Genomic DNA, 21,181 nt, shown 5'->3' on the forward strand with positions numbered 1-21,181 from the left:
TAATATTTATCCAGAATTCCTACAGAATATGAGGGTAGTATCGCAACTATCTTATGCCTGCAATAAGTATAGTAAAAAGGGCTGCTGCCTATGTCACGTCGCTGATGGAAGAAAACCTACCATCAACCATGTACTTTCATAACCTTAAACATACATTGGGCGTTGTTAACGCAGCAACAGAAATTGCAGCACACTGCAAATTAAAAAAGCAGGAACTAACTATTTTAACAATAGCTGCCTGGTTTCATGATACAGGCTACCTCTATCATTATAACGGCCATGAAGACACCAGCATGATCATTGCCGGTACTTTTTTAATGCAGCACCACTATAATAATGATTTCATACAACAGGTATGGGATTGTATTGAAGCCACCAAATTACCGCAATCGCCCCAAAACCTTATCCAGCAAATTATTTGCGATGCCGATATGCACCACCTGGCATCTGTAAACTACCTGGATTTTGCCCATGATTTAAAACAGGAATGGGAAGTACATTTGGATAAGCAGTATAGCGACGAAGAATGGCATGCCCTTAATTTAAGCCTGTTACAACGGCACCAATATTTTACGGAATACGGTAAAACGGTATTGCAAGTCATGAAAAAGAAAAACATTGAACTGATGAAGTTTCAGGGTTAATGTTTCTTTACAGTTTCTTTTCGTACACGGCTTAAGGTTTCGGGTGTAATGCCTAGGTAAGATGCAATCATCGCCTGTGGCACCCTTAGCGACAGATCGGGATATTTCTGCACAAAATCAAGGTATTTTTGCTCGGCAGTAAAAGCAATAGCCGAGTGAATGCGGTTTTGACTGGTAATGAAACTTTTGTTAAGGATGGCATTAACCATATCGTTAAAAGCCGGTATATCATGGCAAAGCCTGTCGAAGTTTGTTTTGGTAATCAGTATCAGTTCTGTATCCTCAATAGCATCAATATTATTTTTAGAAGGCTCGCCGGTAAGCAGGCTGGCACGGTCGCCGGTCCACCAGTTTTCTTTGGCAAAGCTTACTATGTTTTCGCGGCCATTTTCATCAACGCTGTAAAATCGAACCAAGCCTTTGGTTATAAAAGCGTTATACTTCCAAACATCGCCTTCCTGCAATAAATACTGCTTTTTACGGAGTTTTTTAAAAATACAAACTGCTTCAATTTTAGCATAGTCAGCTTCGGTGAGTGTTGCTTTCTGGCCAATGTACTCTTTAAATTGCTCAAACATATAAAAGCAAATATCTCCTTTATCCGGGGATATTTGCTTTTGTTCGGGTCATATTTTTATAATTAGGTTATGCGGTGTATTTGCTTAACCATTTTGTTTTGATAGCGGCGCGGGCATCAATAAATTCCTGGTCGGTACCCTGCGCTACTGCATCAAGCGGATAGCGTAGAGGCCTTGTGCCCTTTTCCATTTCAACCAGTCTCAATATACCATCGGCAATAGTTTGCGGGTCCATGTTAAACTCGGCCATTTTGCTGAAAAGCGCGGTGCCCATAGCGTTAAATTGCTGTGCTGAGGCCTCGCCGTACTCGGCTATAACTTCCGGTTTATCGGCATGGATACCTGTTTTGCTGCCATTATTCATTTCGGTTGGATATACGCCCGGCTGGATACTAACGCTCTCGATGTTGAACTGTGCAAGCTCATCCTTTAAACCTTCGGTAATACTTTCTACCCCAAATTTTGATGCAAGATAAGGAATCATGAACGGCAGGGTATGACCACTTGCACCCGATGTAATGTTGATGATAAGGCCATTTTTAGCTTTACGCATCCCCGGCAAAACCGCAAAGATGGTGCGCAGGGTTCCATAAAAATTCACTTCAAACATCTGCCTGATCTGATCGAGTGAGTAAGCCTCCAGTACGCCAAAGCCTGAAACTGCGGCATTGTTCACCAACACATCAATATGGCCGTATTTGGTTAATGTATATTCAAAAGCAGCTTTAACTGAATTATCATCAGTAATATCTACCTCAACTACTTCAACATTTGGCAAGGCTGAAAGCTCTTTGGCTACAGTTTCATTTTTGCCATTTATTCCGCGCATACCTGCTATTACGGTATGGCCTGCATTTGCAAGGGTTATAGTGGTTAATTTACCAAATCCTGTGCTTGTTCCGGTTATAAAAATTGTTTTTGACATTTTGTATCGTTCTTTTGTTGATACAAATTTACCGCGACACTATAACCTGTACATTGACATTTGATAAGAAGGAAATTGACATTTGTCAAGAAAATTGTGTGCTTATAACAAGAACGTCATTGCGAGTAACCATCAGGGAAGCCCTGAAAAAAAATGAAATGACATGCATTGCGATGAGAAGTAAGATATTTGTCTTGAACATCGGGCAAACTACACACCCCGTATAACCCTTGGGGCCTTTAAGAGCCCGCTTGCGAGTTTGGGACTGTCGCTTTTTGCAAAAAACATTATAGGGAACCACCAGTTCTGACCAACTGGTGGTTTACCGCGCTTTTAAGCTTAGACTTTTTAAAGCGGCAGAGTTTGCCCTGTTTTTTAAAAATATGGGCAAAGCTAAACAAAACAAAAAGAAGAAGGGGGCAGGAACTCCTGCAGGTTCAAAAAAGATGGAACGATTTGGGATTCTTTACCCCAGATCAGCCGGGATCGATGTAGGGAGTATGCTCATGGTCGTATCTTACACTGATTCCAGGGATCAGATCCACCTGAAACAGTTTGACAGTTTTACCTCCAGTCTTAATAAACTGGCCGACTTGCTACAGGGGGAAAAGGTGGAGATCGTAACGATGGAATCAACCGCCAACTATTGGATGCCCCTGCATAGTATCCTTGAGTCCCGGGGCATAAAGGTGGTGATGATCAACCCAAGCCATTATCGGAATGTATCGGCACGAAAAACGGATATTAATGATGCACAGTGGTTGCATAAGCTGCTTACCCATGGTCTTTTACGCGAATCACATATTGCTCCGGCCTGTTACCAGGACCTGCGGCAATATATCCATGAAAGGCAGATCTGCCAGGACCAAAAAAGCGATACACTCAACCGTATCCAAAACACCCTGACCAAAATGAATATCAAGTTCCAGCACCTGATCAGCGATATTGAAGGTGTATGCGGCATGAAGCTTTTGCGGATGATCTGCTCAGGGATCTCAGATCCGGAAAAACTGCTTTGTAGTATCGATCATAAACGGCTGAAAGCAAGTCAGCAGGAATTGCTCCATTCTCTTGAGGGAGACTACCGGGACAGCCAGATCAATACACTTAGGGGCAGCCTAAAGGCATACGACTTTTTTAAAGAGCAGATGCTTTATTACGAACAGCACATCGAACAAACGCTTAAACTATTGGCACCGGAGATAAAAAGCTCAAAGAAACAAGGCATGGTCCGCAAGAATCAATATCATATCAACTTAAAAGATTACCTGGTAGCAATTTTGGGCGTGGACCTGACAGCAGTGGAAGGCTTGGATGAGATCGGCTTGCTAACGATACTGGCAGTAACAGGGCCTGAGATGAGCAAATGGCCTACCGCAGGCCATTTTACAAGTTGGTTAAACCTGTCACCCCGTCCTAAAATAACAGGAGGCAAGCTCGTAGGCTATGAAAAACGGATCACCCACAACCCGGCTACGCAGGCTTTCAGGTTGGCGGCAAACTGCCTGTGGCAAAGCAAGGGGCCGTTAGGGCAGCAATACCGAAAATTAGCTGCAACTAAGGGAAAGGCAAAAGCTATTAAAGCAGTGGCCAGGAAAATAGCCGTGATATTTTATAATATGGTACTTAAACAGGAAGCCTACGATGTCACTAAAGTCCAGCAAGATGTAGAGGTTCAAAAGGCAAGAAAGATCAGCCGTCTGCAAAAAGAAGCGCAAAAACTTGGTCTTACACTCCAAAAAGCAGCTTGATTATGAATCTCTTACAGACACGTCATTATAAGGTACGAAGCAATCGCGAACTATACAGAACGACTCTGCCCATCGGGGATTGCTTCGTTCCTCGCAATGACGATTTTTTTTAACTGTGTCTTAAAGCAGTCTCCCTTTACTTAGTTCCAGACGGCACAGTCAACGACTGTCCATCTTTCATTGGCATACCAAAATTTGGCGAACCATCTTTATTCCAGGTAAATTTTTGCGCACGCGGCGAACGTTTATTACCGCAGCCTTCGTTAGGGTTTGAGTTGGCATGGTACAGGATCCAGTCTTCCCTTCCATCTGGCGATTTAAAGAATGAGTTATGACCGGGCGCGTAAACGCTGTTTTCCGGCGATTGCTTAAATACCGGCTCCTCCGTTTTGATCCATGAGGCAGGGTTCAACAGATCACTATTTTTAGAAGCGGTAAGCATGCCCAATGCATAAAAGTCAGTCCAGCAGCCGCTGGCCGAATAGATCAGGAATAACTTATCTTTATGCTTCAAAATTTCCGGTCCTTCATTTACGCTTACATGTGCCGGGTTACCGGCATCATGCAGATCGCCATTGGTTTCCCATTGATAAGCCGGGCTCGATATTTTCACGCGTTCGCTGCCGATGGTCATAGCGTCTTTCATTTTAGCGATGTAAATATTCTGCTGCCCGTTATGGTCTCCTTCCCAGCCCGACCAGATCATATACCAACCACCGTTATTTTCAAATACCGAAGCGTCAATAGCCCATTTATCGGTGCTATCTGCTATTTTTCCTTTAAACTCCCAGGTACCTTCCATTGGATCGGCCGAGCTATTTTCCAGTACATATATGCGATGGTTATTGTTATCGCCATTATCCGCGGCAAAATATACATACCATTTGCCATTTATAAAATGGAGTTCGGGCGCCCATAGGTCTTTGGAATAAGCTGTACCAGGCGGCGGCGCCCAAACAGCTTTCTTAGGTGCAGTACTCAACTTAGTAATATCTTTTGTTTTCCAGATAACAATATTGCCCCCTGTTGAATTGGTATAATAGTAAAACCCATCTTTACAGATCACCCAGGGATCGGCGCCTGATGGCAACAACGGGTTGGTAAAAGTTTTATCGCCGGTATTTTGTGCAATTGCCGCGCTGTAAAATAAAAGCAGCAGCAAACAGGCAGTGAATATTTTTTTCATAGGGCTGAAAGGTTTTAGCGTGGTTTATAATGCGCTAAAAATCTGTAAAAGTTTTCACAAAAACAACAAATGTCAAGCATACATTTATTACCAATCAGGTGTTTAATATTAAGCTTTTACCGGTTGAGAGGAACTGCGGATAAAAACCCGGGTAGGCAATACGGTAGTTTCAAACTCTGTCACAGGCCGCTTGCTCTCGATAATGCTGATCAGCATTTCGGTTGCCTTTTTTCCCATTTCAAAACCGGGCTGATAAACAGCACTTAGCGGCGGGTTTAAAACTTCGGCCAGTTGGGTATTGGTGAAGCCGAGCAAAGCGATATCAGCAGGGATCCGGAAGCCTAATTTATGAAGAAGGGACAAGGTAGTAGTCGTGATCCTGTCGGAGGCTGTAAAGATAGCATCGGGTTTACTTTCAGAAAACAATTCACTTAGCGCGTTTTCGATCTCGGCAAGGTCTTTACCACCATGCGGGCAGTACTTGATCAGTTTTTCATCAGGTATTATACCATGTTGTTCAAGTGCATCCTTGTATCCCCTCAAGCGTTCGGCGGTAATGGACACGTTTACCGAACTGGTAATATGAGCTATTTTACGGTATCCTGCCTCAAGCAATTGTGTTGTGGCTTTATATGCCCCGGCAAAATTATCGGCCACTACTTTATGCGTATCAATTTCATCGCTTACCCTATCAAAGAAAACAATAGGCAAACCTTTTTCATGCAGGTTTTTCAGGTGATCAATATTTTGGGTTTCGGTTGAGAGGGAGATCAGCAAACCATCAATGGAGCGAAAAGTCAGGTGACGTACATTTTGCATTTCAAGCTCATACGATTCATGGGTTTGTGTAATAAACACATTATATCCCTTACTGTGTGCTACTGATTCGATGCCATTGATCACCTGCGAAAAAAACTGGTTCTCAATAGTTGAAACCACAATGCCGATAGATTTGCTGTTGCCCCGTTTAAGGCTTTGAGCGTTAAGATTGGGCTGATAGTTAAGCCTTTTAGCACACTCCAGTACAAGCGCCTTAGTTTTTTCGCCAATTTCATGACTGTCTTTAAGCGCCTTGGAAACCGCTGACGGTGAGATCCCTAACTCTTTAGCAATATCCTTTATGGTAACTCCGCCAAAATTCATTTCGCCCCCTTGCTTATGATCCTAAAATTAACAATCCAATTATATAAAGGAGAGTAAACATAAGAAAAATAAGTCCTGCACAGTATAAGGATGTATTATGCCATGTAACATTATGCTGACATCCACGAATTTAAATTCATTTATATGCTATTTATCCCCCGGGCTCGGGCGTGTTGAGTATCCTGTCTTAATCTCTTAAAAATCCATCTATTTTCATATTCCATTCCTGTTGGTAGTATTGGTTTGTACCGTGACTGGTTTCGTTATCATACTGATCTTGTAGCTGATTCATTTCACGGTAAGAGTCAAGGTATTGTACATTAATATAGCCATCATAGTTATCAACCGGGAGTTTCATGGTCATAAGGGCTCTCTTAAAATGCCCGGCTATTACCGCTACAATATCAAAATGCCGCTGCTCATGATTTAGAGCATAGTCTGTACGTCCTTCCGGTTTTACCCAGGCGGCACTTTTAGGCAAAAACACGCGCATGCTTATCTTCACTACTACTACCGACTTCACTACTTCTACCTGTTCTGTGTAACCAAAACTTGGCTGCACCTCGGCAACATACTTTTCGCCCCGGGCTTTATCCTGAAAGTCATTCCAGGTTAAAGGCCGTTTAGCCGAGTAGTAGATGGTATCGCCTTCCGGCTGTTCCGAATAATCGGTAAAAATTAACTTTACTCCCTTAGCCAGTTTGATGTTAGTGCCCGCTTCACGATTCATCCATCTGTTAAAATACACCAGTCCTGCTTCAAGGGCCCGGCTTATCAGCGCCCCGGTATCGTGCTGTTGCCCCGCGCCGCGATAGTATGTTGTAGCTGCCGGGTAATCAATCAAATGCACATTGTCCTCAGCTTTTTTCAATTCAAACCACAATTGTATGTCAAGCCGGCCTTCTATCCTGCCATCGGCCATTGCCGTTTCAGTAAGCTTTAACTTCTTAATGCGGATGACCACCGGGCGTAACATCTTATTAACAGGGATAGCATTATCAGCAAATTGTTTAACAGCTGTTGCTGTGCCTCCCTGTAAATCAACTTCATGTTTTACTGCCGGCAAATTACCTGTGGCCGATAATAACCAGGCGACGGCACTCCGGTCGGGCCGTTCATCAGTAACATTTGCGATATAAAATTCGTTCGGTTTATCATTTAACTGCCTGTTTGTTAAAACAATTTCGGCATTTGTTTTTTGTGCTTTTGAATTTAACGGACAAAACACCAACATGTACAAAATAACCGGCAACCACAATCCCCCTCTGTTAAGAACGCTATTCATAATTGGTAAAAATAATGGATGGGGCACGCCGCCCCCAGGGTATTATAATGCTCAAAATACAAATAAATTGCACTGTTTAACGTGTAATTATTACTTTTGATTATCCATAGCCGGTACCACGGCAGTACTCAACAATTTTAAAGTTTTCCACATGGATATTATCTTAAGTATTACCTTCGTTAAAAGAAGTGTTATCCACAAATGTTAATTTCTAATGTGAAAAGCCTCTTTTTGGTTTAGCTATTTTCGCACTATCGTTAGTATGCGCTTTATGATCAAAACAAGATACATCACCCTGCTCATTCCCGTATTTTTAGTTACAACAGCACGAGCCCAGCAAAATCCTTCCACTCAAATTTACCGCACTTATCATGCGGCTATTGATTTGATGGACAAAGGAAAGTTTGCTTCGGCGGCCGAACAATTTCGCCTGGTTGAAGCTTACAAAATTAAAACAAGCACCCAGCCACAGTTTGAAACCGAGCTATCGCTCACTAAAGAAAACTGCCAGTATTATGAAGCATTCTGCGCCCTTAACCTGGGTAATGATGATGCCGAAAGCATGTTTCTCCGTTTTATAAAAGAACACCCTGAAAATCCGCTTACCAAACAGGCTTTTTTCCAGATTGGTAAATCGTATTTTAAACAAGGTAAATATGAAGACGCTATCCGCTGGTTTAACAAGGTTGAGGCAGGCGAGCTTAACGGCCATGACAATACCGAGTATAAATTTCGCAAGGGTTATGCCTATTTTGAGCTAAAAGACAACAAAAATGCCCAATTGCTTTTTGGCGAGGTTAAAAACAAACGCACCGAGTTTACCGAAGATGCTACTTATTATTTTGCCTACATCGCTTACCTGAACAAGGATTATCATCTTGCCTTGGTAAACTTTGAAAAGCTTAAAAACTCAAAGAAATACGAAAACAGCTATCCTTACTATATCTCGGCAGTTTACTTTTTAGATAAGCGTTATGACGATGTGCTCAACTACGCCGTTCCTATTGTAAACAGCACACATCAGCAAAACGAAACTGAAATGCTGCGTATCATCGCCGCATCGTACTTTGCCAAGGCTGATTATGACAACGCGGTGAAGTATTATGGCCGTTTTGAAGACCGGGATCAGGGCCGTACCCAAAACACGCAGGACAGCTACCAAATGGGTTATACCTATTATAAAGTAGGCAACTATGCCAAAGCTGCCAGCGAACTGGAAAAACTGGTTGAACAACACGATGTTTACAGTCAAAGCGGTAACTATACCCTTGGCGATGTGTTCCTGAAAATGAACAACAAACAGAGCGCACGTAATGCGTTCCTCAACGCTTCCAAGCTTGATTATGATAAGCAATTGCAGGAAGATGCCCTTTATGAGTATGCCAAACTATCATACGAGCTCGATTTTAACCTGCAAGCTTTAGGTGCCACAAGGTTATACCTGGCTACATACCCACGTTCAAAACGTATTGACGAGGTTAAGGTATTATTGGGTGAAGAATTACTAAACTCACGCAGCTATAAAGAAGCTGTTGAGATCCTGGAGCCCATCCCTAATAAAAGCCAGAGTGCACGTTTAGCCTATCAAAAAGTTACTTACTACCGCGGTCTGGAGTTTTATAATGAGCGTGCTTTTGAAAATGCCATCGGTATTTTCCTTCGTTCATTAAAAGATCCGGTTGATAGCAAAACTGAAGCCTTAACTACTTACTGGATGGCCGAGGCCATGTTCGAGGTTCGTAAATACGGCGAATCGGTAGAGAATTTTGAGAAATTCCTGAGCATGCCTGAAGCTAAGGAAACTGATGTTTCTAACTACGCCAACTATGCTTTAGCTTATGCAGCTTTTGGCGATGAGCAGTATAAAAAAGCAGCCAACTACTTTGAGAAGTTTTTACAGGGTGATGTTAAAGACGTTAATACCCAAAATGATGCCATCACCCGCCTGGCCGATAGCTACTTTGTAATGAAAAGCTACGGCAATGCCATGAACTACTACAACCGCATTATAGCCATGCACAACCAGGGCGAAGATTACGCCTTATTTCAGCGTGGTATGATCCAGGGGTTACAAGGCTCGTTAGATACTAAGATCAGTACCCTTAATGATGTGCTGAACAAGTTCCCTAACTCAGATTATGCCGATGATGCATCTTTTGAGATTGCCTACACCTATTTCCTGAAAACAGACGGAGATAAAGCTAAAACCGATCTGAATGCCATGATCCAGAAATATCCGCGCAGCAGTTATGTACCGCGTGCGCTGGTTACCATTGGTTTGATAGATTATAACGCAGGCAATGATGACCTTGCTGTTGAATCATTTAAAAAAGTAGTACAGGATTACTCATCAACCGATGAGGCAAAACAATCTTTAAAACAGATTGAAAAGATCTATACCGATAAAGGCGATGCCCAAACATTCATCAATTATGCTGGTACCACCCCTATTGGTAACTATACCACGTCTGACCAGGAAAGCATCATGATAACCGCAGCCAACAACCTTTACCTTAAAGGCGACTGGCAGGGTACTGTAAGCGCGGTAAACGCTTATTTCGATAAGTTCCCAGGCAAACAGATCTACGAAAAACAGGCACGCTTTATCCGCGCGCAAGGTTTAGCTGCATTAGGCCGCACAGACGAAGCCGTTGTTGACTACAATGTGATCCTTAATGACTGGACCAGCGCCTACAGCGAAAAAGCATTGATCAGCATGGCTAAATTATACATGCAGCAAAAGAAATATAACGAAGCCGTAGTGTTCCTGAAACGCCTGGAAACCAACTCCGAATATAAGGCCGACTATACTTTTGCCATCACCAACCTGATGTACTGCTACTCGGAAATGTTAATGACCGACGACGCTATCAAATACGCAGAGCTTGTTAAAACCAATGATAAAACATCGCAGGAAGATAAATTTAAAACCGGTCTTTACGAGGGTAAAGCTTACCTCGCAACCGGCGATACCGCCATTGCTGTTAAGCAGTTCACCTATACTGCAACCAACACTAAAACCGTTGCTGCTGCCGAAGCCCGTTACAACCTTGCCCTTATTGAGTATGAAAAAGGCCGTTACAAAACAGCGCAAAAAATGTGTTTTGACCTGGCCAAGGAAATGCCAAACTACGATTACTGGGTAGCCAAAACATACATTTTGTTATCTGACACCTATGTGGGCTTAAAAGATACCTTCCAGGCAAAAGCAACCCTGCAAAGTATCATTGATAACTATAAAGCCGATGACGACATATTACCTACTGCTAAAGAAAAGCTGGATAAACTGAGCGGCCGCAAAACCAAAGCCCCTGCCGCAGGCACCAAAGAAACTGCCCAGCCCGATACAACTAACAAACAGTAACAAAGAGTAATATAAAAAAAGACAAGCAATGAACTCAAGATACACATATACGCTGCTTACCTTAATAATAGCATTATACTTTGTTCCTGCCCAGGCACAAACAAAGAAATCTACCAAAAAAACAACAGTAAAAACTGCGACAAAAAAAACTGTCGTTAAACCGGCTCCTAAAAAGGCCGCGCCAAAACCTATAGCTAAAAAAGCTACCGATAGTAAAAGTTTAGGCGATGCTGCTGCAAAAACTGCACAGGATACAACAAAAAAAGGTGGAGGCAATAACCCTAATAACGCTGCCAATGGCGGCAGCTTATCTGAAGAAATTGTTGTAACCACAGCATATAAACCGGTACTTGCCGATGCAGTAAAAATTCGTCGTAATCCCGATTTGGAAGATAAAGTGCCCTTTAAAGCACCTCTAACCTATGCACCGCTTGATAAACGCCAGGAGCAAAACTCCGAGATCAGGCAGCTTGACCCAATGAAAAGGCCTGCAGAACAGGATTCTGTTTTAACCAACAACTTTGCTAAAGTTGGTTTTGGCAACCTGAAAACCATTTATGGCGAAGGCTATTTTGCCAACGGTCGGGATGAGGCTTTACAATTTGGCGGTTTCATAAAACATTTGTCACAATCTGGCTCACTGCAAAAACAAACCCAAAGCCGCGATGACGTTGGTGTTTTCGGTAAAAGTATCATTGGCGATAACAATATCTCAGGCCGCATCAACTACAATCGTTTAGGCACCTATTTTTACGGTTACAACCAGGATGCTCCCGACAACAATTTTGTGCCGACAAAACAGCACTTCAATACCATAAGCGGCGAGGTTGAACTGGCAAAGAATTACAAAGACGTTGAAAACGACTTTACCTATGCTGTAAAGTTAAAAGGATACGCATTTAGCAATGCTTACCAGGCACGTGAAAACAATGTAGTTATTTCAGGCTTTCTAAATCAAACTGTTAAGCAGTTTTATGCAGGCTTAAGCGCTTCGTTAGACCTGGCCAGTCAAAAAGACAGTCTATACAGTCTTGGTAATAACATTGCAAGGGTTAACCCCTACATCAAATTTCAGGGTACTAACTACAAGATAGACGCGGGAGTTAACATTGTGAAAGAGTTTGGCGACTTTGGCAAGTTTTACATTTTCCCGGCAGCAAAGCTTGAGGTACAGGTGGTACCTAAATATGTACGGCTGTTTGTGGAAGCCAAAGGTGATGTTAACCGCTCTTCACTGCACGATTTTGCCATGATCAATCCATTCCTTGGCCAAAACATCAACATCAAAAACTCGGTTGATCAGCTGGATATCAGTGCCGGTTTAAAAGGTACGCTTGCTCCGGGCTTAAGCTTCAAAGCTGCCGTGTATCGCAACAGTATTAAAAACATGCCTTTAATGGTGAGTAACTTCAACGCCGAAGGCAACAAATTCACTGTTATTTATGATGATGGCAAAACACGCGTAAACGGCTTTAACGGCGAGCTGGATTTTAAAGCAACAGACGATTTTAACATTTTCGGTCGCGTTGAAATAAAAGACTATCAAATGGCTAAAGAAAGTGAGCCATGGAATTTGCCTAAATTTTTATTAACTGCAGGTACTGCAATACATATCGACAGCAAATTGACTGTTACAGGCTCGTTACTTATCCGCGGCTCAACAACCGACAGGTTATTGGTATTGGCACCAACTTCTACCCCGGGAAGCCCGGTTTACAACCAGATTAAACAGCCTATTAAGGGCTTTGGCGACCTGAGCGGCAGCGTAGAATACAGGATAAACAGCAAGTTTTCGGTATTTGCGCAGGCTAACAATATCCTGAGCAGTTCGTATCAAAATTGGTTATACTACTCTAACTACGGATTTAATATCTTTGGCGGCGTAGGGTACTCGTTTTAAGTCCTGTTTGATGTTTTAAAATTAACCGTATTTTTACCGGATGGATATAGCCAATTATTTAAGCGAACTACTCGGTCGGTACACCGAAATAAGTGTACCTGGCTTGGGCTGCTTTTCGCGCCTGCGTGTAAATGGCTATTATGATGATGTACAGGCAACTTTTTATCCGCCCGGTCATGAACTGCATTTTGACCAGGAGATTAAAGACGATGAGGTCCTGACACGCCATATCGCCGAAAAGAAAAAAATCTCGCTGGCATCATCCAAATATTTCACCGAAAAATACATTAACAGCCTTAAGCAGGAACTGGCGCTGCATGAAGTACCTTTTGCCCAATTAGGCTGGTTTTACATGCAGGAAGGCAAAATCGCTTTCAGGCCGCAGGAACAGGCGCCGGGCAGCGATCCTTTGTTTTTTGGCCTTACTCCGGTAACCATTAATAAGGTTAACTACGTGCCCCCTACACCTCCGCCGCCGCCCTTGCCTACGGCCATCCCTTTACAGCAAACCTATACACCTCCGCCGACAGCCGCGGCCGTTGTTGAGCAGCCTGAGTATATTGATGATGAACCAGAAGTTAAGCGTGGTATCAGTATTTGGGTTATAATAGTAATTGCAGTGGTTGTACTTGCCGCAGCAGCTTTTGGCGTATATAAATATAACCCCGCACTATTACATCTTAACAATGGCAGCCCTGAAGAACAACCAAAGGTTGAAAAGCCCAAAGCTGCTCCCGTAATTAAGCCGGATAGTATCCAAAAGGATTCCACTCCAACGGTTGCTGATACGACAAAGACAATTTCTAAACCTGTTGAAGCGTTAAATAAACCAACAGCTAAAACAGATACCGTAGCACAACCTGAGTTTGCGATATTTTTAGGATCGTTTAAAACGGTAACCAAAAGCAATGAGGCCGTTAAAGATTATAAAAGCAAGGGAATTGACGCCCGCCTGCTGAAAGGACCTGGAACCGGTCCGCGGATCAAGATCATAATTGGAGGGTTTTCCTCATCTGGGGAAGCAGAAGCCGTGAGAAAAAAACTCATATCACAAGGAAAAATAACTAAAGACACATACTCAAAACAAATTACTGATTCCACGAAATGACTTTATTATTAATTCAGCAAATTACAGATACCGCCAAACACCTGGCAGATACCGCAAACCACGCCGTAACAACCGCAGCACTGCCAACTGAAGAACTTCGCTTTGGCGACCTGTTGATCAAGGGTGGCTGGGTAATGATCCCGATAGGTATTTTAGCTGTACTGGGGCTGGTAATATTTTTTGAACGTTACTTTACTATCCGTAAAGCATCTCGTGATGAATCAAACCTGATGGTACAGGTACGTTCAAGTATCCACTCGGGCAATTTGGAATCGGCCATTGCTATTTGCCGTAACAACAACACACCACTTGGGCGCATGCTGCAAAAAGGCTTATTGCGCATTGGTCGCCCTATAAAAGATATCGAAGGGGCTATTGAAAACGTTGGTAAGCTTGAGGTATCGAAACTGGAAAAAAACATTGGTATTTTAGGTATCGTAGCCGGTATAGCACCGATGTTTGGTTTCCTTGGTACTATTGCCGGTGTAATCAAGATTTTTTATGATATCTCAAAAACCGATAACATCAGCATGGGTGTAATCTCTGGCGGTTTATACGTAAAAATGGTAACATCAGCCGCAGGTTTGTTTGTAGGTATCGTAGCTTATGTGTGCTACCACGTTTTAAATATGATGGTTGATAAGGTGATCCTAAAGCTGGAAACCGATGCTATTGAATTTATTGACCTGTTAGAGGAGCCGAGCAAATGAATTTAAGAAAACGACACAGGGGCGCATCGGCAGAAGTACATACGTCGGCAATGAACGATATTATGTTTTTTCTGCTGCTGTTTTTCCTTATAGCATCAACAGTTACCAACCCTAACGTTATTAAGTTGGTGCTTCCTAAGTCATCAACAGGGCAGTCGGTATCTAAAAAAACCATAACTGTTTCCGTAACCAAAGACCTGAAATACTACGTGGATAAAAAGGAGATCCCGGTGGATGCCCTGCAAACTACACTGGCGGGTTACAAAACCCTGGCTACCGAACTTACCATAGTTTTATATGTTGATAAAACTGTAGCCATACAGGATGTGGTACAGGTAATGGACGTAGCACAAAAGTTGAACATTAAACTGGTTTTGGCGACAGAACCTAAGGGATAACCGTGGCAGTTGAGTTTAAAGTTTATAGTAGATTATTGCAGTAAGTTACCGTAATCTTTTAAACAAACTGCCACTCTTTTTAGTAGCAGTTGTTCTTTAAGTAGCAGTTGCAGTTTTTAGCAGCAGTTTTAACAGATTACTGATAAGAATAAAAAAGTGCTACTCGCTACTGTCACTGCAACTAAGAACTGCAGCTAAGAAAATACTGCTAATTAAAAAATTGCACTAATTATAAAAATGGAGTACAGGGAAGAAAATAACTATCCGAAAGCATTTATAGCAACAGGCATTATTATGGCTGTGCTGATAGCGGCATGTTATTTTATCGTATTCAAAAATCCGCCGGTTGAAGAGAACGGAACAGGCGGCATATTGGTAAACTACGGTACGGTTGATGAAGGTATGGGCGATGATTACATGAGCACCGAAGAACCTTCGGTAGCAGAAAAAGCCAACCATACTAAACCGGATAAAGTTACCGAAAGTAAACCCACCGAAGAAAAACCAACGCCCGAAAGCAGCGAAAAAACGGTAGTTACCCAAAATAACGAGGATGCCCCAGAGGTGGCCGCGCCTACTAAAAAACCAAGTCAAAATGTTGCCCCTACTCCACCGGTAAAAACACCGCCGGCAAAACCTACCGTTAACCAAAATGCTTTGTACAAAGGCAAAGCATCAACCGGTACCGGTGAAGGTGATGGCACAGGCAAAACTCCGGGCAATCAGGGTAAAACTACGGGTACTACACTCACCAATAACTATAATGGTACAGGATCGGGTAATGGCGGCAGCCTGAATATGGCACAGCGTAACTTTGTGAGCCGACCCTCTGTAAGTGACGACAACCGCCAAAGCGGTAAAATTGTAGTTGATATCAGGGTTGACAAAGATGGCAACGTTACGTATGCCCGTGCTGGTGCTCGTGGTACCACCATATCAGATGCCGGCTTGCTTCAAAAATGCGAAGATGCTGTAAAAAATTCCAAACTTAACCCGCTTGATAACGCCCCCGATCAGCAACAGGGTACCGTTGTTTTTGTGTTTAAAGTAAATTAATTCGGGAAAAGCGAATGGATCACAGTTCATGGTTTATAGCGATGTCGAAATAATATTACATTTACCCGTTGTCTTTTAGTAAGCTTCAGTACTATTTTTGCCTCGTAAAGTAGTGGTTCAAACCATGAACCATGAACCATGAACCATGAACTACGAACAAACCCTACAGTACCTCTATACCCAGCTTCCCATGTTTACACGGGACGGGGCTTCGGCATTTAAGAAAGACCTTACCAATACGCTCGAGCTTTGCAGGCGGTTGGATAATCCGCAGCATAAATTTAGAAGTGTGCACGTAGGCGGCACTAATGGCAAAGGATCAACATCGCACATGCTGGCCGCCATTTTACAAACTGCCGGTTACAAAACAGGGCTCTATACCTCACCCCATCTCAAAGATTTTCGCGAGCGGATCCGCATTAACGGACAAATGATCAGCGAGCAAACTGTAGTTGACTTTGTTGAAGATCACAGGGCCGATTTTGATGAAATAGCCCCCTCCTTTTTTGAGATGACCGTTGCTCTTGCCTTTGATGTTTTCGCCAAAGAAAAGGTAGATATCGCCGTTATTGAGGTAGGTTTGGGCGGCCGGCTGGATTCAACAAATGTGATCACTCCTCTCCTCTCGGTAATTACCAATATAGGTTGGGATCACATGAACATGCTTGGCGATACCCTGCAACTTATAGCCGGCGAAAAGGCAGGCATCATCAAACAGGGCATCCCGGTGATCATTGGTGAACAACAACCGGAGGTATCAAACGTGTTTATCGATAAAGCTGCGCAAACTAACAGCAACATTCGGTTTGCATCAGTAGAGTGGGTTGTTGAAAAAGTGAAAGGTGAAAGGCAAAAGGCGAAAGGTGATGCCGAATTATTGGAACTGCGCATCCAAAGTAAGAACTTTGAATTTAAGGGTTACAACTTAGCACTTGATCTCCCCGGTACCTATCAGCTTAAAAATGTAAAAACCGTTTTATCTGCCGTTGATGAATTACGCGAGCAGGGTTTTGTAATTACCGGTGAGCACCTCAAAACAGCCTTAAGGCAGGTCAAAAACCTCACCGGCTTACATGGCCGCTGGGAAACCTTAAGCCATAACCCGCTTACCATTTGCGATACAGGGCATAACCCCGATGGCATTGAGGAAGTGATGAAAAATGTTGCTTCTGTTCATTACAAACATCTGCACATGGTTATCGGGATGGTAAATGATAAAGACACCGGCAAAGTGTTATCACTGCTGCCTAAAGATGCTACTTATTATTTCTGCAAACCAGACATTCCAAGAGGCCTGGACGCTGAAAGCATGAAAGCACAGGCGGGGGCTCATGGTTTAATTGGTGAAGCCTACCTTTCTGTAAAAGAGGCATTGCTATTAGCACAAAAAAATGCAGCTAATGATGATCTTGTTTTTGTAGGCGGCAGCACTTTTGTGGTGGCTGAGGTTGTCTGAATCAGAATTTTAAGATTTTCAAAATTTTGATGTAGAAATAGGACAGGTTCCTGTTACTTCAACCATTTAAATCTGGGTTTGAAGTAAAACACGCTGTTAATTCTTAAATCCTGTAAATTCTGATTCAGACAGTTTCTTCCAAACCACCTCCCCTGTTATCGCTCCACCGGTAGTTGGCGCAGGTACAATGTACTTAAAAATATCGCCCGAAATTGTAAAAGGGCGTTTTTGCTGTGTGCCCTCCCAGTTTGGGAATGATGCATGTTCTATATTGAAAATGATATTATTCTCTTCAACTTTATAGGTACCATAATGAGCGTTACACCCTTTTATCGCTGCTTGGTTCTCTTCGTCGGTACCCTTAGCTTTATCACCCGATGCAAATTTTAACCGGCCTTCACTGTAGATCTGTAAAGCGTAATGCCCCATGGCATCAATTACAAAGATCCCCTTCGGCGAATCACCGTAAAGATGGGTGCGACTACCGTCGGCAGCAATATTATCAACTGTTACCAATTCATAGGTTCCGGTCAAATTATGAACAGAGGGTTTGTTCTGTGCCGATGCCGTACATATGGTAAACAGCATCAGGATCAAAAGCGATTTATATTTCATGCAGCAAAGTTATATTTGCTATATTCCATTAGCAATAAGGCACAAAAAAGTAGCCTGATTACTAAAAAGTTACCATGCTATAAATCAGTTATATTATTTAAAATTGATGGATAAAAAATCAAAACACGAGGCTCCAAGATGTGGTATCGACTACGCTTTTCAGCGGATAGGCGGCAAATATAAAGGTCGCATACTGTGGCGTTTACGCAATGGCACCATGCGTTATGGCGAGTTACGGCGCACTGTAACAGGAGTAACCTCTAAAATGCTTACCCAGGCCCTGCGTGAGCTGGAAGATGATTGCCTCATCGTTCGGCAGGTGCATGTTGAAGTACCTCCAAGGGTTGAATATACCCTTACCGATACAGGCCGGGAATTACTCCCTTTTTTACAGTTACTACGCGATTGGGCCAAACATCAGATGCAGGTTAATGATATAGTAGCCATGCCATAATTTAATTTCAGTAAAGTCAAAAATACCTTTATTAATCTACCTAAAGTTCTATTTTTACGGCCCGATCCTTACCTAAAAATATGACATATATAGCATCTGCCGATAGGTACCAAACAATGCAATATCGCCGCTGTGGCAACAGTGGCATCAAACTTCCGGCTATTTCATTAGGCCTTTGGCATAATTTCGGTCACGTTGATGTTGCTGATAATTACCGTAAGATATTGCATCTCGCTTTCGACAGCGGCATTACCCATTTTGACCTGGCCAACAATTATGGCCCGCCTCCCGGCTCGGCCGAAGAGAATTTTGGAAAGATCCTGAAAGAAGATTTCCGCGATTACCGCGACGAACTTATTATATCAAGCAAAGCCGGTTACACTATGTGGCCGGGCCCGTATGGTGACTGGGGCTCGAAAAAATACCTGGTAGCCAGTCTCGATCAAAGCCTTAAACGCATGGGGCTTGATTATGTGGATATTTTTTATCATCACCGTCCCGATCCAAACACACCGCTTGAGGAAACCATGGCTGCGTTGGATCTCATTGTTCGCCAGGGAAAAGCTTTGTATGTTGGTGTTTCCAACTATCCTGCCGAACTGGCCTCGAAAGCTATCAAAATACTCAAAGAGCTTGGCACACCGTGCCTTATCCATCAGCCTAAATACTCCATGTTTGAACGTTGGGTTGAAGGCGGTTTGCTGAATGTTTTAGGTAACGAAGGCGTAGGCTGTATCCCCTTTTCACCACTGGCGCAAGGTTTATTGACGGATAAATACCTTCATGGCATCCCCGAAGATTCAAGGGCTGCCCGACCGACCGGTTTCCTTCAAAAAAGTCATATAACGAACGAACGCCTAAGGCAAATCAGGGAGTTGAACAACCTGGCAATACAACGGGGACAGTCGCTGGCCCAAATGGCACTGGCCTGGATCCTGAAAGATGAGCGCGTAACATCTGTATTGATAGGCGCAAGCAGGCCCGAACAATTATCCGATTCATTAAAAGCTTTGGATAACCTGCGGTTTTCGGCAGAGGAGTTAGCAAGGATAGAAGAAATTTTGGCCCCCTAACCCCCTAAAGGGGGAACTATGGTGGAGCGCCAATTTCTATTCTTTTCGACAAGTAATTTTAATATCTTTCCTTAAATAAAAATTAAAGTCTCCCCTCTAGGGGAGATTTAGAGGGGCTAACAATGATAAACTGGGGTATTATAGGTTGCGGCAACGTAACTGAAAAAAAGAGCGGGCCTGCATTTAAAAAAGTGGCGGGAAGTAATCTTACGGCCGTTATGCGCCGCGATGCAGAAAAAGCGGCCGATTATGCTGCACGCCATGGTGTAGGCAAATGGTACAGCGACGCCAGCGAATTACTGAACGACCAGGAGCTAAACGCGATCTACATAGCCACCCCTCCCGCGTCTCATCTCGATTATGCACTTACCGCATTAAAAAAAGGGTTAAACGTTTATGTCGAGAAACCGGTCACCCGTAATTCGGCCGAAGCAAGGGCTATGGCAGCGGCTGTGAAGGAAAGCAGTTCAAAACTTACGGTTGCCCATTACCGCCGGGCTTTACCTATGTTTTTAAAGGTTAAAGAATTAATTGACACGCAGTTGATTGGCGAGATCCGTACCGTGCAGATCAGGATGTGGCAAAGCCGCAAACCAACTTTGATTGCCGACGTGGAAAGCAACTGGCGTGTACAGCCCGAATTATCAGGCGGCGGCTACTTCCATGATCTTGCCCCGCATCAGCTCGATTTGATGCTGTATTATTTCGGCAAGCCTGAAATGTATCATGGTTTTTCGCTCAATCAATCAAACTCAACACCTGCCGACGATCATGTTTGCGGGCAGATCTTATTTAAAAATAAAGTAGTGGTTAACGGTTCCTGGTGTTTTAATGTAGCCGAAAGTGAAACCACCGATACCTGCGAGATCATCGGCACAAAAGGAAAAATCACCTTCCCGTTTTTTGGCAATTACATCAATTGGAAAACTGATAGTGAAGAAGACACCCTAACTTTCACTCATCCCGAACATATCCAGCAGCCTTTCATAACCAAAATAGTAGCTTACTTTAATGGCGAAGGGCCTAACCCCTGCTCCATTGATGAAGCTGTAACGCTGATGGATATCATCGACGCGTTTACATTAAAGAAGTAAAAAAATCAGGCCAAAACCTGTCGAAGTATGGTGTTTAAATTCATCAAACTTCGACAGGTGCCGAAATTCTTTCCGGTTTATAACTAACCATTAACTTTTCTTCTTAGGCACTTTGGCACCTTCTTTTCGCGCTTCTGAAAGGCCTATAGCTACTGCCTGCTTTTTGCTGGTTACTTTTTTGCCGCTGCCGCTTTTCAGCTTGCCTTCCTTCATTTCGTGCATGGTTTTCTCAACCTTCTCTCCGGCTTTTTCTGAATACTTTGCCATAATGTTACTTTTTAAGTAAATGATAATATTACAATGCAAAATATTTGCCAAAACATAAAAATCAGTAGTAGTTCTTTTAATAATAACAGCGACAATTTTAGTAGCAGTTATTGCGCGGCAGTTGCAGCATATGGTAACAGCTTTAACGACTGTAATAGCAAGTACACCAACTGT

General features: G+C 43.0%; 19 protein-coding genes. 12 read left to right on the forward strand and 7 right to left on the reverse strand.

Annotation, left to right across the window (positions count from 1 at the left end; translation table 11 throughout):
- Positions 1-53: 53 nt before the first annotated feature.
- The gene (locus tag J3L18_RS15495; protein WP_129571046.1) at positions 54-644 is read left to right on the forward strand and encodes an HD domain-containing protein; all 591 of its coding nucleotides are present in this window, start codon (positions 54-56) and stop codon (positions 642-644) included.
- On the opposite strand, the gene J3L18_RS15500 is transcribed toward J3L18_RS15495, so the two are convergent.
- Complete coding sequence (locus J3L18_RS15500; protein WP_091163118.1) at positions 641-1,222, reverse strand: Crp/Fnr family transcriptional regulator; 582 nt, start codon at positions 1,220-1,222, stop codon at positions 641-643. The two genes, J3L18_RS15495 and J3L18_RS15500, sit on opposite strands and share 4 nt — an antisense overlap.
- A 67-nt stretch (positions 1,223-1,289) precedes the next feature.
- Positions 1,290-2,147 (reverse strand): SDR family oxidoreductase, encoded by an 858-nt coding sequence (locus J3L18_RS15505; RefSeq protein ID WP_091163117.1) that lies wholly within the window; start codon positions 2,145-2,147, stop codon positions 1,290-1,292.
- 383 nt (positions 2,148-2,530) lie between these two features.
- Between J3L18_RS15505 and J3L18_RS15510 the strand changes: the two genes are divergently transcribed.
- Complete coding sequence (locus J3L18_RS15510) at positions 2,531-3,898, forward strand: IS110 family RNA-guided transposase (RefSeq protein ID WP_223266314.1); 1,368 nt, start codon at positions 2,531-2,533, stop codon at positions 3,896-3,898.
- Positions 3,899-4,034: 136 nt separating this feature from the next.
- Here J3L18_RS15510 and J3L18_RS15515 read toward each other — a convergent pair whose 3' ends face one another.
- The 3 genes from J3L18_RS15515 to J3L18_RS15525 form a co-directional block, all read right to left on the reverse strand.
- Entirely contained in the window at positions 4,035-5,084 is a 1,050-nt protein-coding gene (locus J3L18_RS15515) for a glycoside hydrolase family 43 protein (protein ID WP_129569416.1), read from the reverse strand.
- A 108-nt stretch (positions 5,085-5,192) separates the two neighbouring features.
- Entirely contained in the window at positions 5,193-6,227 is a 1,035-nt protein-coding gene (locus tag J3L18_RS15520; protein WP_091163115.1) for a LacI family DNA-binding transcriptional regulator, read from the reverse strand.
- Between the two features lie 187 nt (positions 6,228-6,414).
- Positions 6,415-7,512: a hypothetical protein gene (locus tag J3L18_RS15525; RefSeq protein ID WP_129569415.1), complete on the reverse strand. Its 1,098-nt coding sequence runs from the start codon at positions 7,510-7,512 to the stop codon at positions 6,415-6,417.
- Between the two features lie 271 nt (positions 7,513-7,783).
- Here J3L18_RS15525 and J3L18_RS15530 point away from each other — a divergent pair, with 271 nt between their 5' ends.
- From J3L18_RS15530 to J3L18_RS15560, 7 genes are all read left to right on the forward strand, one after another.
- The gene (locus tag J3L18_RS15530) at positions 7,784-10,876 is read left to right on the forward strand and encodes a tetratricopeptide repeat protein (RefSeq protein WP_129569414.1); all 3,093 of its coding nucleotides are present in this window, start codon (positions 7,784-7,786) and stop codon (positions 10,874-10,876) included.
- Between the two features lie 28 nt (positions 10,877-10,904).
- Entirely contained in the window at positions 10,905-12,776 is a 1,872-nt protein-coding gene (locus J3L18_RS15535) for a porin family protein (protein ID WP_129569413.1), read from the forward strand.
- Positions 12,777-12,816: 40 nt separating this feature from the next.
- Positions 12,817-13,884 (forward strand): HU domain-containing protein, encoded by a 1,068-nt coding sequence (locus tag J3L18_RS15540; protein ID WP_129569412.1) that lies wholly within the window; start codon positions 12,817-12,819, stop codon positions 13,882-13,884.
- A complete protein-coding gene (locus tag J3L18_RS15545) occupies positions 13,881-14,594 on the forward strand; it encodes a MotA/TolQ/ExbB proton channel family protein (protein WP_091163111.1) in 714 nt (237 codons plus the stop codon). The genes J3L18_RS15540 and J3L18_RS15545 overlap by 4 nt, the downstream gene beginning before the upstream one ends.
- The gene (locus tag J3L18_RS15550; RefSeq protein ID WP_090523411.1) at positions 14,591-14,992 is read left to right on the forward strand and encodes an ExbD/TolR family protein; all 402 of its coding nucleotides are present in this window, start codon (positions 14,591-14,593) and stop codon (positions 14,990-14,992) included. The genes J3L18_RS15545 and J3L18_RS15550 overlap by 4 nt, the downstream gene beginning before the upstream one ends.
- 237 nt (positions 14,993-15,229) lie before the next feature.
- A complete protein-coding gene (locus J3L18_RS15555; RefSeq protein WP_090523406.1) occupies positions 15,230-16,048 on the forward strand; it encodes an energy transducer TonB in 819 nt (272 codons plus the stop codon).
- Positions 16,049-16,193: 145 nt separating this feature from the next.
- Positions 16,194-17,504 (forward strand): bifunctional folylpolyglutamate synthase/dihydrofolate synthase, encoded by a 1,311-nt coding sequence (locus J3L18_RS15560; protein WP_129569411.1) that lies wholly within the window; start codon positions 16,194-16,196, stop codon positions 17,502-17,504.
- 96 nt (positions 17,505-17,600) lie between these two features.
- Here J3L18_RS15560 and J3L18_RS15565 read toward each other — a convergent pair whose 3' ends face one another.
- The gene (locus tag J3L18_RS15565; RefSeq protein WP_129569410.1) at positions 17,601-18,119 is read right to left on the reverse strand and encodes a lipocalin-like domain-containing protein; all 519 of its coding nucleotides are present in this window, start codon (positions 18,117-18,119) and stop codon (positions 17,601-17,603) included.
- A 106-nt stretch (positions 18,120-18,225) separates the two neighbouring features.
- Here J3L18_RS15565 and J3L18_RS15570 point away from each other — a divergent pair, with 106 nt between their 5' ends.
- From J3L18_RS15570 to J3L18_RS15580, 3 genes are all read left to right on the forward strand, one after another.
- Complete coding sequence (locus J3L18_RS15570; protein WP_129569409.1) at positions 18,226-18,573, forward strand: winged helix-turn-helix transcriptional regulator; 348 nt, start codon at positions 18,226-18,228, stop codon at positions 18,571-18,573.
- A gap of 80 nt (positions 18,574-18,653) precedes the next feature.
- Positions 18,654-19,646: an L-glyceraldehyde 3-phosphate reductase gene (gene mgrA, locus J3L18_RS15575; RefSeq protein WP_129569408.1), complete on the forward strand. Its 993-nt coding sequence runs from the start codon at positions 18,654-18,656 to the stop codon at positions 19,644-19,646.
- Positions 19,647-19,768: 122 nt separating this feature from the next.
- On the forward strand, positions 19,769-20,740 hold the full coding sequence (locus J3L18_RS15580; protein ID WP_129569407.1) for a Gfo/Idh/MocA family protein: 972 nt from the start codon (positions 19,769-19,771) through the stop codon (positions 20,738-20,740).
- Between the two features lie 90 nt (positions 20,741-20,830).
- On the opposite strand, the gene J3L18_RS15585 is transcribed toward J3L18_RS15580, so the two are convergent.
- The gene (locus J3L18_RS15585; RefSeq protein WP_167516215.1) at positions 20,831-21,007 is read right to left on the reverse strand and encodes a DUF6496 domain-containing protein; all 177 of its coding nucleotides are present in this window, start codon (positions 21,005-21,007) and stop codon (positions 20,831-20,833) included.
- Positions 21,008-21,181: the final 174 nt, after the last annotated feature.

Source organism: Mucilaginibacter gossypii, from assembly GCF_017569325.2.
GTDB classification, from domain to species: Bacteria; Bacteroidota; Bacteroidia; order Sphingobacteriales; family Sphingobacteriaceae; genus Mucilaginibacter; species Mucilaginibacter gossypii.